This window comes from Rhodanobacter sp. KK11, assembly GCF_033345435.1.
Taxonomy (GTDB): Bacteria; Pseudomonadota; Gammaproteobacteria; order Xanthomonadales; family Rhodanobacteraceae; genus Rhodanobacter.
This window is the reverse complement of the sequence record NZ_JAWPMI010000001.1, coordinates 610,280-623,529: the sequence shown is the minus strand read 5'-3', so window position 1 is coordinate 623,529 and position 13,250 is coordinate 610,280. Positions and strand designations below refer to the sequence as shown.

Below are 13,250 nucleotides of genomic sequence, written 5' to 3'. Positions count from 1 at the left end.
CGGCAGCCGATCCAACCCATCCCCGACAGTCCGCGCGGTGCGGAGCGACTGCCGGACCACCACGGAGTCGCTTGCATGAAAACCTACCTGATCAACCATCTTCGCATTCCGGGCGATGTGCCCAATCTTTCGGCCCTCGATTACCTGGACCAGGTCGAGGCCACGGTGGCGCCCTACGGCGGCAAGTGGCTGGCGATGGGCCCGGCCACGGTCACCGAAGGCAGCTGGCCGGGCGCGGTCGTGTTGATGGAGTTCCCCAGCCGGGAACAGGCCGACAACTGGTACGCGTCGGACGCCTACCGGAAGATCCTTCCGCTGCGCACCAACAACGCCATCTCCGACATCGTGCTGATCGACGCGTTGCCTGAGGGCTTCACCGTCAAGGCCTGGGCGGCGGATGTCCGGCGCCAGGTCACCGCTGGCTGAGCGGCAGAAAACCGCTTCCGATGCCAATCGGCGGGGTGCGTTCGAGGCGGCCCACCTGACCCCGGCTTTCCAACCCAGGAATGGCCTCTGCGCGGAGCGTTGCAGCACCGCCGCGTGAAGCGAAGAGGCGGCCGGACAACAGCGGAGTGTCGCGAGGCATCCGGCCGTCCAGATCAGCGCCTGCCACGCGCGACAACATCGAAGTGGCCATCGTGTCGTTCGTATCCCGCGTCCGGTCAACCGGCGCTTCCTCATCCTCATTGGAGAAAGATCATGAAAAGTTCATCCAGGCGTTTTGTCCCCACACTCATCAGTGGCCTGGTGGCGAGCGTGCTCGCACTGGCCATGCCGCTGGCGGCCTCGGCGCAGACCTCCGCGCCGACGAAACCCACGGTGGTGCTGGTTCACGGCGCCTTCGCCGATTCGTCGAGCTGGAACGGCGTCATCGAACGCCTGCAGGCCAAGGGTTACACCGTCGTGGCGGCACCCAACGAGCTGCGCAGTGTCGCCAGCGATGCGGCCACGGTTCACAGCCTGGTCCAGAGCATCCACGGTCCGGTGGTACTGGCGGGCCATTCGTACGGTGGTTCGGTGATCAGCACAGCAGCCAGCGGGCTCGACAACGTGAAAGCCCTGGTCTACGTCGCCGCTTTTGCTCCCGACGTGGGCGAGAGTGCCGGTGAACTTGCCGGACGCTTCCCGGGCGGCACGCTAGGTCCGGCGCTGGCACCTGCAGTGCCGCTTGCCGATGGCGGCAAGGATCTGTACATCCAGCAGGACAAGTTCCGTGCGCAGTTCGCCGCCGACGTGCCGGCAGCGCAAGCGGCCCTGATGGCGGCCGGCCAGCGCCCGATCACCGAAGCGGCGCTCAACGAAGCGAGTACTTCGGCCGCCTGGAAAAACATTCCATCCTGGTTCGTCTATGGCAAGGCCGATCTCAACATTCCGGCCGCAGCGCAGGCGTTCATGGCCGAACGCGCCCATTCGCGCAAGACCGTGGTGATCAATGGCGCATCGCACGTCGTGATGGTGTCCCATCCCGCGGCGGTGGCGAAGCTGATCGAAGAAGCCGCCGACAGCACGCAACAGTAGGTTCGCAGCGGAATGGTCGGGCAAGAGAGGGGGTAATTGGATGCAGCCAATTACCCCTCTCGTTGCAACAGGCACCTGTTCCGCCAAGCCAAGGTCAGGCGGCCATCCGCTTCATGCGGAAACGCCCGCCACTTGCACGAAACTAGGCATTCCCCAGCAACTCCACCAGCCGTTCCTCGCACGCCGACAGATCATGCCCCCGCCGTCGTGAGATCACGAAGGTGAGCGGCCCCATATGCCACGCACGGCGCTCGAGTTCGACGAGCTGCCCATTGGCCAGATCCTCCGCGACGAGGTGCCGGGGCAGATGGCCCCAACCCAGGCCGGCCTTGAGCAAATCACGCTTGGCACCGAGGTCGTTGACCAGCCATTGCCGCTTGCCGGCGACGCCCTGCTGGGTTTTTTCCGCACCGGGCTGGTTGTCGGTGACGACGATCTGGGTGTGGCGGCCGAACTCGTCCACGGGGATGGGTTGGGGTGTCGAAGCGAGCGGATGGGACGGCGCGCATACCGTCACCATGGCTTCCTCGCGCAGCCAGTGGCGTTCGATGGCGTCCGGGTTCACCTCCGGCACGTTCTCGATGGTGACGGCCAAGGCGCAGACCTTTTCCAGCACGAGCTTCTCGCCGCCCTGCATGGTCGTGATGCGCAGGTTGATCGCGGCGGTCGGGAACTCCTGCTGCAGCGTGCGCAGGCAGTCGATCAGGTGGGTGCGCGGAAAGTAGGCATCGACCGCCACTGACACCTGCGGCACGCCGGCCTTGGCGATCGCGCCGGCGCGGTTCTTCATTTCCTCGGTGCGCGAGATCACTGCCCGCGCATCCGGCAGCAGGCTGCGGCCCGCCGCGGTCAGCTGCGCCTTGCGCGTGTTGCGCTCGAACAGCTCGACGTCGAACGCACTTTCCAGCGCCTTGATCGCGTGGCTGATGGCCGACTGCGCGCGCGCGAGTTTCCGCGCCGCACCCGAGAAGCTGCCCTGGTCGCACACCGCAACGAACGCACGCAGCTGGTTGATGGTGACGTTGTCGAGCAAGGTCATCCAGAAAATAGATCGTATTGAGCAATTTTTCGTCAATTGTGTTGATGCGTCAAGCAACCCAAATGGGATGGGCAACCGGCTCGAATGGGGCCGGCCCGCTCTATCCCCCGCATTGAAAAGGATCATCTCCATGAGCTACGCCATCATCGGTTTCGGCGCCATCGGGCAGGCCCTCGCCCGCGCTTTCGCCCGCAACAACATCGAAGTCTCCGTCGCCAGCCGGCGCGCGCCCGAAACCCTGCAACCGCAGGCGCAGGCGATCGGACCCACGGTCGTTCCGCGGACGCTGCAGGAAGCACTCAAGGCGGACGTGATTTTCCTGGCCGTGCTCTTCGAGGGTCATCGCGAGGTCGCCAAGGCGCTGTCGAGCTGGAAAGGCAAGACAGTGGTTGACGCGATGAACAGCTTCGAGGGCCTGTCGAGCGACGACGTCGCCAAGGCTTTCCCCGGCGCGCGCTTCGTGAAGGGCTTCAATCACCTTCCCGCGCGGACGCTGGCCGCCGACCCGAACGTCAATGGCAGCCGCCGTGTGGTGTTCCTGTCGAGCGACGACGAGGCCGCCGCCACGCAGGTGGCGGAACTCGCCAACCGGCTGGGCTTCGCCCCCGTGAATCTCGGCAAGCTCGCTGAAGGTGGTGAGCTGGTGCAGGTGCGCGACAAGAGCTGGGCACCGCTGATCTTCCAGGACCTGTTCAAGAGCGAGGCCGCGTGACCGCGCCGCAGCGCAATCATTTGTTTGCGCCACCACCAAGGATCAAAGACATGAGCAGATTGAATGGAAAAACCGCCGTGATCACCGGCGGCGCCACCGGCATCGGCCGCGCGGCGGCAAAACGCTTCATCGAGGAAGGCGCGTTCGTCTTCATCTTCGGCCGCCGGCAGGACGTGCTCGACACCGCGGTAGCCGAGCTCGGCCCCAACGCTCGCGCGGTGAGGGGCTCGGTTTCCGACCTGGCCGACCTGGACCGTCTCTACGCGGCGGTGAAGACCGAGCGCGGCACCCTCGACATCGTCTTCGCCAATGCCGGGACGGGAAGCCTGCTTGCGCTCGGCGAGATCACCGCCGAGCACATCGACGAAACCTTCGACACCAACGTGAAGGGCACGATCTTCACGGTGCAGAAGGCGCTGCCGCTGATGGGTGCGGGCGGCTCGATCATCCTCACCGGGTCGAGCGCCGGCAGCACCGGGGCCCCGGCATTCGGCATCTACAGCGCGAGCAAGGCGGCGGTGCGCAACCTCGCGCGGACCTGGGCGGAGGACCTGAAAGGCACCGGCATCCGGGTCAACGTGCTGTCGCCCGGCCCGACGGCGACCGAACTGGCGAAGGCCGCGGTGGGCGAGGAAGGCATGAAGGTGTTCGCCTCGATGAATCCGCTGCAGCGCATGGCCGAGCCGGCGGAAATCGGCGCGGCGGCGGCATTCCTCGCGTCGTCGGACAGCAGCTTCATGACCGCCAGCGAGCTCGCCGTCGACGGCGGACTGGCGCAGATCTGACGCGCCACACCCGGCAGTCGAATGACTGCTGCGGAACCATCAATCCTCTACGTAGGAACATCCCATGTCCAACAAAGCCGATCTCTCGAAAGAACTCAGCGGCCGCCGTGCCCTGATCACCGGAGGCACGCGCGGTATCGGCGCGGCCGTCGCGCAGCGCCTGCTCGACGCCGGCGCCAAGGTCGTGGTCGCTGCGCGCAAGCCTGACGACGCCATGCCCGCCGGGGCAACCTTCGTCGCCGGCGACGTCGCCAGGAGCGAAGGCGTGCAGGCCATCGCGACACAGGCGCTCGCGGCGCTCGGCGGCCTCGACATCCTGGTGAACAACGCTGGCGGTGCGCGCGCGTTCCTGGAAGGGGCCTCGACGATTCCCGACGAGGCATGGCACGACAGCTTCGCGCTCAACCTCTTCGCCGCGATCCGCCTCACCAACACGGTCCTTCCCGCGCTGCGGGCCTCGAAGGCCGCAGCCGTGGTGAACATTTCTTCGGCAGCGGCGACGATGCCGTTCGGCCCCTTCGCGCACTACGGCGCCGCCAAGGCGGCGCTCGAGTACTACTCGCGCACGCTCGCACTGGAAGTCGCGCCGGGCATCCGCGTGAACGTCGTGTCGCCCGGCGTCATCGCGACGCCCGGTTCCGACGAGTTCGCCCGGACCACGCCGGGATTCTCGACCGAGGCCTGGCTTCAGCACCTGCCGCTGGGCCGCATCGGCGCCACCGAAGACATCGCCGAGGTCGTCGCACTGCTCGTGTCCGATCGCGGCAAGTTCCTCACCGGCGCGAACTACCGCGTCGATGGCGGCATGACGGCGCGCTGACGCATGGGATGAGGGAACGTGCCCGAGTAGCACTCACCCAAGTCGTCATCCCCGCGAGACGCTTTTCAACAGCCGCATGGCTGGTCAAGCGGGGATCCCGTGTCTCTCGCACGGCCAACAACCTTGAAGGCAGCGGACCCCAAAGGTGACACCATTGTTCACGCAGCTGCGTCAGCTGGCCACGCTGGCCATGGAAGCGGCACGCAACGTGCGGACTGATCCGTGTGCACCGATTCTCGCGAACAGGGCCGTCGCCCGCGTATCGCTATGGCGTGCCGGCGAACGCCGCACGCAGCCAGTCGTGCATCAGGCGGTAACTGCGGGCGGCGGCACGCTCGTCGTAGCGGCAACCGGGCGAGTTCTCGCCAACTTCGGTGAAGCAGTGCACCGCGTGGCCGATCACCACGAACTGCCAGTCGGCGGGGCTCATGCGCATCTCGTCCATGAACTTGTCCGCGTCCGGCATGGTGCCTTTGTCGTCGGCGCCGTTCATCGCCAGCACGCGCGCCTTGATGTGTTTCGCCAGCATCGGGTCATCGGTGTCGAGGCCGCCGTGGAACGACACCACCGCGGCCACGTCGGCGCCGCTGCGGGCCAGGTCGAGCACGGCCGAGCCGCCGAAGCAGAAGCCGATCGCCGCCAGCTTCGTCGCGTCGAGCGGCGCGTTCGCGGCCTGCGCCTTCAGCTGCGCCAGCGCCGCGTTGATCCGCTTGCGCATCAGCGCGCGGTTACCGTACAGCGGCTTCACCGCCGCCTGCGCCTGGTCGGCATGGCCCGGCTGCGGGCGCACGTCGGCGCCGTACATGTCGGTGAGCAGGATCACGTAGTCCTTGCCGGCGATCGTCTCGGCCTTCTTCACGGCCCCGTCGTTGATGCCGTACCAGTTCGGCACCATCACCAGGCCTGGGCGCTTCGCGGTCGAGGCGTCGTCGTAGACCAGCACGCTGTGGAAACGGGTGCCGTCCTGGGTCCATTCGACCGGGCGATGCACCATCTTCGCCTGGGCGGCAAGGCTTGAACCGGCAAGCAACAGCAGACAGCAGAGTCGGGCGATGCGCATGGTCGATCCTCCGTCAGGGGTGACTCCCCTCCCCTGCTTGCAGGGGAGGGTTGGGGTGGGGTTGCTCTCGATCTTCAAGCCAGAAGCTTCACCTCCTCCCGGCCTCCCCCTGCGACCGAAGGAGGTTCCTTCGGGACAAGCAGGGGGAGGAGCAAAGATCACAGTCCAGCCGCGTGCTCCGACAGCCGCCGCTTAAGCGGCGCGAGGCGATCGAGCAGACGCACCCCGACGCCGCGTACGGCCACCAGCGCCGGCGCCTGCCACGCATAGATGCGCGCCAGCGCGTCGAAGCCCAGTGCATCCAGCGTGTCGGCGCTGCGCCGGCGCCGCGCATAGCGACGCAGCACGTGCGCGGCGCCGATGTCGCGGCCGGCGGCGCGGGCGTCGAGCAGGGTGTCGCGCAACTCGGCCACGTCGCGCAGGCCCAGGTTGACGCCCTGCCCGGCCAGCGGATGCACCGCATGCGCGGCGTCGCCCAGCAGCACGAAACGATCGGTCTGGTAGCGCTCGGCCAGCTGCAGTTTCAGCGGGAAGGCGGCGCGCCGGGTGGTGGAGAGGATACGTCCCAGGCGGAAGTCGCTGGCCACGCCCAGCTCGTCGAGGAAGGCGCGATCATCCAGCGCCAGCACGCGTTGCGCCTCGGCTTCGGGCAGCGACCACACGATCGAGCTGCGCCCGTCGGCCAGCGGCAGCAGCGCCAGCGGGCCGCCTGGCAGGAAGCGCTGCCACGCGGTGCCTGCGTGCGGGCGTTCGGTGGCGACGTGCGCCACCACCGCGCGCTGCGCGTAGTCGCGCCCGCGCGTGCCGATGCCGGCCAGCGCGCGCAGCGGCGAGGCGGCGCCGTCGGCGGCCACCAGCAGGCTGGCAGCCAGCGTCTCGCCGCCGGCCAGCTCCAGCTGGATGCGATCCTCGCGCGCCTCGAACGCCTTCACCTCGGCGGGACACAGCACGTGCACGCCGGCCGTCTGCAGCGCCTGCCACAGCGTCCACTGCACCAGGCTGTTTTCGACGATGTAGCCGAGTCGGTCGCGTCCCTCGCTGGCGGCGTCGAAGTCGATCGCCGCGCCGCTTTCGGCGTCCCACACATGCATGTGCGTGTACGATCCGGCGCGGGCTGCGCGAATGGACGTCCAGACACCTACTTCATCGAGCAAGGCGATCGACGACGGCGCCAGGCCGACCACGCGCAGGTCCACTTCGGCGTTCGCATCCCACGCCACGGGCGCGCGGGCTTCCAGCAAGGCGACGTTGAAGCCGGACCGCGCCAGCGCCAGCGCCGCGGCGGCGCCGACCATGCCGCCGCCGACCACCGCCACGTCCAGCGCGGGCGCGCGGCGGCGCGAAGGGGCGTCCTGTGCCGATGTGTTCATGGCAGGCGCTCCAGCACCGCCAGCGGCGGCTCGCCGCGGAAACCCATGCCGCGCCGTGCCAGCGCGCGCTGCAGCGGCGGCAACCGCTCGCAGGCGAGCAGGGCCAGCGAGCGCAGCGGCGCCAGCAGCGGTTGCGGCAGGCAGGCCAGTTGCACCAGACCGTGGCTCATCGCCATGGTGCCTTCGCGATCCGGTGCGCGGCGCGCGGCGTAACGCGCCAGCAGCTCGGCTGCGCCCGGGTCGGGCGCGGCGGCGACCAGTTCGGCCAGGGTCAGCGCGTCGCGCAGGCCGAGGTTGAAACCCTGCGCGCCGATCGGGTGCACGGTCTGCGCGGCATTGCCCACCAGCACCGCGCGCGGCGCGGTCAGCTGCATCGCGGCGACGCGATGGATCGCATACGGATGCCGCCTGCCCGGGCGACTCAGCCGGCCCAGCCGCCAGCCGAAGCGGCGCTGCGCCAGCTCGATGAAACCGGCGTCGTCCAGCGCGGCGACCGCATCGGCCACGTCGGCGGCCACGGTGAGCACCAGCCCGCAACGCCGTTCGGCCAGCGGCAGCAGCGCGACCGGGCCGTCGTCGGAAAAACGCTCCCATGCGCGGTTGGCGTGGTCGCGCTCCGGGGTGACCGTGCACACGAACAAGGTCTGCCGGTAGTCGTGCTTCTCGACGTCGATGCCCAGCTGCGCGCGCACGAATGACGGCGTGCCGTCGGCGCCGACCAGCAGCGGGGTATCGAGCCGGCACGCGCCGTCGGCGGTCTCGACCTGGGCGCACCAGCCGTCAGGCAACGGTTGCAGTGCGCGCAGCGTTGCCGGCGCCAGCCGGGTCAGCCGAGTGCATTCGTCCAGCCGGCACAGCAGCGCCGCGCCGAGTTCGCGCGCCGGCAGGGTCCAGCCCAGTGCCTCGACACCCTGCTGCTGCGCGTCGAGGCGCGCGCTGCCGAACTCGCCGGCGCGGCTGACGTGGATGTGCCGGATCGGCGTGGCGCGCGCGGCCGCGTGGCGCCACACGCCGATCGCGTCCAGGCCGTTGACGGTGGCGCGGGCCAGCGCCAGGTTGCGCTCGTCGTAGCTGGGCTGCGCGTCGGCGCGCGGCGCGGCGGACTCGACCAGGGTGGCGGCGATACCGGCCGCGTCCAGCGCGATGGCGAGGCTGGCGCCGACCAGGCCGCCGCCGACGATCAGCACGCCGGTCTTGTCGCTGCGGGAGGAGCGGGAAGCATTCATGCGCCGATGATACGCGCTGGCGCTGTCGGCGTTGCAGCCCGTTGGGCTAGACTAGCGGTCTGTCCAGTCGCCCGCACGGAGTACTCCACATGGCCAAGTCGCAGACCCAACGCATCGGCATCTTCCTGCTGTTGGCCCTGATGATGGCGGCGACCCGCCTGCATCATTTCGGCGCCCTGCCGGATGCCTCGTGGGGCGTGTTCTTCCTCGCCGGCTTCTGGCTGCGCGGCTCCGCACGCTGGGCGTTCCCGCTACTGATCGCCGAGGCGGTGCTGGTCGATTTCTTCGCGATCACGGCCGCCGGGCTCGACTTCTGGAGCCACTACTGCGTCTCGCCGGCGTACTGGACGATGCCGGTGTACTTCGGCGCGCTGTGGTTCGGCGGCAGCTGGCTGGCCCGTCACCAGTCCGGCCTGCGCCTGCCCACGCTGGGCCTGGCCGCAGTGGCCCTGGTGGTCAGCGAGGCGGTCTGCTACCTGATCTCCAACGGCAGTTTCTATTGGCTCGGCGCCAGTGTGCCGCTGCCGCGCAGCACGGCCAACTGGTTCGCCAACCTGGGCGACTGGTACCTGCCGTTCCTGGGCACCACCGCGCTGTACGTGGGCATCGGCGCCGTGCTGCACGTGGGCGTGACGCTGCTGACGCGGGCCTTGCGCGGCGCGGGCCAACCCGGCCTGAACCACTAAGCCGGCACGATGGGCAACCGCCTCTCGAAGATCTACACGCGCACCGGCGACGACGGCAGCACCGGCCTCGGCGACGGCTCGCGGGTGGGCAAGGATTCGCCGCGGGTCAACGCCTACGGCACGGTGGACGAGCTCAACAGCACGATCGGCATGCTGCTGGCCGCCGACGGCGTCGGCGACGAGATACGCGAGGCGTTGACCCAGGTGCAACACGATCTTTTCGACCTCGGCGGCGAGTTGTGCATTCCCGGCATGGCGATGGTCGAGGACGCCGACATCGAACGGCTGGAACACATCCTCGACACGCTCAACGAACCGCTGCCGCCACTGAAGGAATTCATCCTGCCCGGCGGCGGCATGGCCGCGGCTTGCGGCCACCTGGCGCGCACCGTGTGCCGCCGCGCCGAGCGCGAGGTGATCGCGCTGGCGCGGGTGGAGCAGATCCGCAGCCAGCCGCAGCGCTATCTCAACCGCCTCTCCGACCTGCTGTTCGTGATCTCGCGCGTGCTGGCGCGCGCCAGCGGCCACGGCGAGGTGCTGTGGCAGCACGAGCGCCGGCGCAAGCCCAAGCCTTCCGCCTGAGCGACGCCGTCGTGTTGCGGCTGTACACCCATCCCGCCTGCCTGCAGCACGATCCCGGCCCGGGCCACGTCGAGCGTCCGGCGCGGCTGCACGCGGTGCTGCGGGCGCTGGACCACGACCGTTTCGCCGCACTGGACCGCATCGAGGCGCCGCCGGCCACCCGCGACCAGCTGCTGCGGGTGCACGGCGAGGCCCATGTCAGGGAGGTCCTGCTCGGCGCGCCTCCCGGCGACGTGCTTGCGCTGGATCCGGACACCGTGATGGGCCCCGGCTCGACCGAGGCTGCACTGCGTGCGGCCGGTGCCGCGGCGGCCGCGGTCGACGCGGTGCTCGGCGGCAGCGCTCGGCGCGCCTTCTGCGCAGTACGCCCGCCCGGCCACCACGCCACGCGCGAACAGGCGATGGGCTTTTGCCTGCTCAACAACGTCGCCGTGGCGGCCGCCCATGCGCTGGCCGCGCACGGGCTGAAGCGGGTGGCGATCGCCGACTTCGACGTGCACCACGGCAACGGCACCCAGGACATCTTCGAGCGCGAACCGCGCGTGCTGTTCGTCTCCAGCCACCAGTCGCCGCTGTACCCGGACAGCGGCGGCGAGGACGAACGCGGCTGCGGCAACGTCGTCAACGGCGTGCTGTCGCCCGGCGCCGGCTCGCACGAGTTCCGCGAACTGTGGGACGCCGTGCTGCTGCCGCGATTGCACGCCTTCAAGCCGCAACTGCTGCTGATCTCGGCCGGCTTCGACGCCCACCGCAACGACCCGCTGGCCGACATCCGGCTGGGCAACGAAGACTACGCGTGGATCACCCAGCGCCTGGTGGCGCTGGCCGACACGCATGCCAACGGGCGGCTGGTCTCCACCCTGGAAGGCGGTTACGACCTGGCCGCGCTGGCCGCCAGCGTCAGCGCGCACGTCGGCGCCCTCCTGGAATAACTCCCGCGCGTGGCGCATGCCCGCGCTGAATCCCGGCGTGCGGCGGGAAACGTTCATCTGCCGTCCGGGGGGTCTTTCTGCTAGCTTAACGAGCCTTCGAAGCCGGCAGATTCCCCGTGACACCCAAGCTACCCCCACGCCGCCTGCTGGCGGTCGCTGCCGCCCTCGCCTTGATCGGTGGCCAAGCCGACGCCAGCAACGCCCAGTCCTCCCCCACAAGCCCCGTGACCCCGGTCGACCAAGCCTGCCCGCTGGGTTCGTTCCACTGCGCGCCGCGCCCGCTCAACTACGCGATGTGCCGGCCCAATGCCTTGCTGGAGTTCTACGATCCCAGCCTGGGCAAGGACGCCAGCCTGCGCGAGACCAGTCCGACCCTGGTGCAAGCTCAGCACGTGGACAGCTCCAACCAGTCCGTCTACCACCTGTCCGGCGATGTGAAGCTGCAACGTGCCGACCAGCAGTTACAGGCCGACCGCATTGACTACAACGACGAAAGCACCGACTACGATGCCCGCGGCAACGTGCGCTACCAGGAGGCCGGCCAGCTGCTGGCTGCCTCGAGCATGCGCGGCAACACCGAGGCCAGTCGCGGCATCGCCAACGATGTGCGTTACCAGATGCTCGACGCGCGCGGCAACGGTACGGCCGGCCAGGGCCAGATGCTGGACGCGCAGCACACACGCTACTCGCAAGCCACCTACTCCACTTGCGACGTCGGCCACCACCTGTGGGAGTTCCGCGCCAAGTCGATCACCATCGACAAGGAAACCGGCGTCGGCGTGGCGCGCAACGCCACCATGCGCCTCGGCAATGTGCCGTTCCTGTATCTGCCGTATTTCAGTTTCCCGGTCGACGACCGCCGCAAGAGCGGCTTCCTCTACCCGACCGTCGGCCACACCGGCCGCTCGGGCTACGAGATCAGCACGCCGTACTACCTGAACCTGGCGCCGAACTACGACGCTACGCTGGACCCGCGCATCTACAGTGAGCGCGGCGCGATGCTGGCCGGCGAATTCCGTTACCTGACACCGGGCAGCAACGGCCAGCTCAACGTCGAATATGTGCCGAATGACCACGGCAAGAGCGACGGCCTCGCCGACACCCAGGGCGATTCCCGCTACCTGGTCCAGTTCTCCGATCGCACGCAGTTGTGGAAAGGCTGGCAGTTCGTAGGTTCGTACAACCATGCCTCGGACAGCAGCTACCTGTACGACTATGGCGACGCCCTGTCCCACGCGGCGGTCTACACGCTGGGCTCGAATGCCGCGATCGTGGGCGGCGGCAAGTGGTGGAATGCCTCCTTCGGCGGCACCATCTACCAGAACGTGAACCCGTTCGTGACCGACAGCGGACTGCCGTACAAGCAGCTGCCCTACGCGAAGTTCAGCATGAACGTGCCGCTGTCGCGCTGGCTGGAATTCGGCATGGACACCTCGGCCGTGGCGTTCCGCAAGACCAGCTTCGTCGATGGCCATCGCGAGGATCTCTACCCCTATCTGGCCGCCGATTTCGGCACCTCCGCCTGGTTCGTGCGGCCGCGGCTGGCCTACCGTTACACCGCCTACCAACTGGGCAGCGACTATCAGAATTACGGCTATTACGGGCTGCTCGGCAGCGGCGCGACCACGCCGTTCAACCGGAAGTCGCCGAGTCGCTCGCTGCCGATCGTCAGCCTCGACAGCGGGCTGGTGTTCGATCGCAGCACCACGCTGTTCGGCAACAGCTACACGCAGACCCTGGAGCCGCGGCTGTACTACCTGTACGTGCCGTACCGCAACCAGAACAACCTGCCGCTGTTCGACACCAACGTGATGTCGTTCGACTACTGGCAACTGTTCTCGACCAACCGGTTCTCCGGCGCCGACCGCCAGATGGACGCGAACAACCTCACCGCGGCGCTCACCACCCGCCTGCTCGATGACGGCGGCGTCGAGCGGGTGTCGGCCAGCATCGGCCAGATCCACTATTTCAGCCCGCAGAAAGTGCTGGCCACCGACTGGGTCCGTTCGGCCTACGTGGCCCAGCTCGACGTGCAGCTCAGCGACCGCTGGCGCCTGAACAGCGCCTACCAGTGGAGCCCGAACACCCGCCTCACCGACATGGCCGCAGTGCAGCTGCAGCGGCGCCTGCGCACCGACGGCGTCTTCAACTTCTCCTACCGCTATCGCCGCGGCCTGCTGGAACAATACAGCGCCTCCGTGGTCTACCCGGTGTCCGAGCGCTGGCGGCTGGTGGGCGCGTGGACCTATTCGGTCAAGGATCGCGAGAGCGTCGATGCGCTGGCCGGCGTGGAATACGACAGTTGTTGCGTGTCGCTGCGGCTGGTCGGGCGCAGCTACGTGAACCAGAGTTACTACGGCATCGGCCCGGCGCCGGTCGGCAGCAACCTCAACCATCGCGACAACGCCGTCATGTTCGAGGTGGTTTTCAAGGGGCTCGGTTCCACCGGCGGTCAAATCGATCCACTGCTGCGCCGTGATATTCTCGGCTATCAATAAACGCATTCGCCCCGGCGAAATC

13 protein-coding genes are annotated in these 13,250 nt (G+C 68.4%); 9 read left to right on the top strand and 4 right to left on the bottom strand.

Going from position 1 to position 13,250, the window contains the following annotated elements:
* The first annotated feature begins 75 nt into the window (after positions 1–75).
* Both R5H19_RS02695 and R5H19_RS02690 read left to right on the top strand, forming a co-directional pair.
* Positions 76–426 carry a DUF1330 domain-containing protein gene (locus R5H19_RS02695; protein WP_318157428.1) on the top strand — a complete coding sequence of 117 codons (351 nt, stop codon included), beginning with the start codon at positions 76–78 and terminating at the stop codon, positions 424–426.
* Between the two features lie 273 nt (positions 427–699).
* A complete protein-coding gene (locus tag R5H19_RS02690) occupies positions 700–1,518 on the top strand; it encodes an alpha/beta hydrolase (protein WP_318157427.1) in 819 nt (272 codons plus the stop codon).
* A 142-nt stretch (positions 1,519–1,660) separates the two neighbouring features.
* Here R5H19_RS02690 and R5H19_RS02685 read toward each other — a convergent pair whose 3' ends face one another.
* The gene (locus tag R5H19_RS02685; RefSeq protein WP_318158139.1) at positions 1,661–2,557 is read right to left on the bottom strand and encodes a LysR family transcriptional regulator; all 897 of its coding nucleotides are present in this window, start codon (positions 2,555–2,557) and stop codon (positions 1,661–1,663) included.
* Positions 2,558–2,687: 130 nt separating this feature from the next.
* On the opposite strand from R5H19_RS02685, the gene R5H19_RS02680 reads away from it, so the two are divergent.
* The 3 genes from R5H19_RS02680 (at position 2,688) to R5H19_RS02670 (ending at position 4,874) form a co-directional block, all read left to right on the top strand.
* Positions 2,688–3,269, top strand: a complete 582-nt coding sequence (locus tag R5H19_RS02680; protein WP_318157426.1) for an NADPH-dependent F420 reductase — start codon at positions 2,688–2,690, stop codon at positions 3,267–3,269.
* Between the two features lie 50 nt (positions 3,270–3,319).
* Entirely contained in the window at positions 3,320–4,054 is a 735-nt protein-coding gene (locus tag R5H19_RS02675) for an SDR family oxidoreductase (protein ID WP_318157425.1), read from the top strand.
* A 64-nt stretch (positions 4,055–4,118) separates the two neighbouring features.
* Positions 4,119–4,874, top strand: coding sequence for an oxidoreductase (locus R5H19_RS02670; protein ID WP_318157424.1), 756 nt, complete (start codon positions 4,119–4,121; stop codon positions 4,872–4,874).
* 265 nt (positions 4,875–5,139) lie between these two features.
* On the opposite strand, the gene R5H19_RS02665 is transcribed toward R5H19_RS02670, so the two are convergent.
* From R5H19_RS02665 to ubiH, 3 genes are all read right to left on the bottom strand, one after another.
* The gene (locus R5H19_RS02665) at positions 5,140–5,934 is read right to left on the bottom strand and encodes a dienelactone hydrolase family protein (RefSeq protein ID WP_318157423.1); all 795 of its coding nucleotides are present in this window, start codon (positions 5,932–5,934) and stop codon (positions 5,140–5,142) included.
* A 158-nt stretch (positions 5,935–6,092) separates the two neighbouring features.
* Complete coding sequence (locus tag R5H19_RS02660; protein WP_318157422.1) at positions 6,093–7,304, bottom strand: UbiH/UbiF/VisC/COQ6 family ubiquinone biosynthesis hydroxylase; 1,212 nt, start codon at positions 7,302–7,304, stop codon at positions 6,093–6,095.
* The gene (gene ubiH, locus R5H19_RS02655; RefSeq protein WP_318157421.1) at positions 7,301–8,530 is read right to left on the bottom strand and encodes a 2-octaprenyl-6-methoxyphenyl hydroxylase; all 1,230 of its coding nucleotides are present in this window, start codon (positions 8,528–8,530) and stop codon (positions 7,301–7,303) included. Before ubiH ends, R5H19_RS02660 begins: the two co-directional genes overlap by 4 nt.
* Before the next feature lie 89 nt (positions 8,531–8,619).
* Here ubiH and R5H19_RS02650 point away from each other — a divergent pair, with 89 nt between their 5' ends.
* The 4 genes from R5H19_RS02650 (at position 8,620) to lptD (ending at position 13,228) form a co-directional block, all read left to right on the top strand.
* Entirely contained in the window at positions 8,620–9,216 is a 597-nt protein-coding gene (locus R5H19_RS02650; RefSeq protein WP_318157420.1) for a hypothetical protein, read from the top strand.
* A 9-nt stretch (positions 9,217–9,225) separates the two neighbouring features.
* A complete protein-coding gene (locus tag R5H19_RS02645; RefSeq protein WP_318157419.1) occupies positions 9,226–9,798 on the top strand; it encodes a cob(I)yrinic acid a,c-diamide adenosyltransferase in 573 nt (190 codons plus the stop codon).
* 11 nt (positions 9,799–9,809) lie between these two features.
* Positions 9,810–10,730 (top strand): histone deacetylase family protein, encoded by a 921-nt coding sequence (locus R5H19_RS02640; protein ID WP_318157418.1) that lies wholly within the window; start codon positions 9,810–9,812, stop codon positions 10,728–10,730.
* A gap of 116 nt (positions 10,731–10,846) precedes the next feature.
* Positions 10,847–13,228, top strand: coding sequence for an LPS assembly protein LptD (gene lptD, locus R5H19_RS02635; protein ID WP_318157417.1), 2,382 nt, complete (start codon positions 10,847–10,849; stop codon positions 13,226–13,228).
* The last annotated feature ends 22 nt before the right edge of the window (positions 13,229–13,250 follow it).

Coding starts and splice junctions, on each gene's coding strand:
- R5H19_RS02695 (WP_318157428.1), top strand. CDS start 76: ATGAAAACCTACCTGATCAACCATCTTCGCATTCCGGGCGATGTGCCC.
- R5H19_RS02690 (WP_318157427.1), top strand. CDS start 700: ATGAAAAGTTCATCCAGGCGTTTTGTCCCCACACTCATCAGTGGCCTG.
- R5H19_RS02685 (WP_318158139.1), bottom strand. CDS start 2,557: ATGACCTTGCTCGACAACGTCACCATCAACCAGCTGCGTGCGTTCGTT.
- R5H19_RS02680 (WP_318157426.1), top strand. CDS start 2,688: ATGAGCTACGCCATCATCGGTTTCGGCGCCATCGGGCAGGCCCTCGCC.
- R5H19_RS02675 (WP_318157425.1), top strand. CDS start 3,320: ATGAGCAGATTGAATGGAAAAACCGCCGTGATCACCGGCGGCGCCACC.
- R5H19_RS02670 (WP_318157424.1), top strand. CDS start 4,119: ATGTCCAACAAAGCCGATCTCTCGAAAGAACTCAGCGGCCGCCGTGCC.
- R5H19_RS02665 (WP_318157423.1), bottom strand. CDS start 5,934: ATGCGCATCGCCCGACTCTGCTGTCTGCTGTTGCTTGCCGGTTCAAGC.
- R5H19_RS02660 (WP_318157422.1), bottom strand. CDS start 7,304: ATGAACACATCGGCACAGGACGCCCCTTCGCGCCGCCGCGCGCCCGCG.
- ubiH (WP_318157421.1), bottom strand. CDS start 8,530: ATGAATGCTTCCCGCTCCTCCCGCAGCGACAAGACCGGCGTGCTGATC.
- R5H19_RS02650 (WP_318157420.1), top strand. CDS start 8,620: ATGGCCAAGTCGCAGACCCAACGCATCGGCATCTTCCTGCTGTTGGCC.
- R5H19_RS02645 (WP_318157419.1), top strand. CDS start 9,226: ATGGGCAACCGCCTCTCGAAGATCTACACGCGCACCGGCGACGACGGC.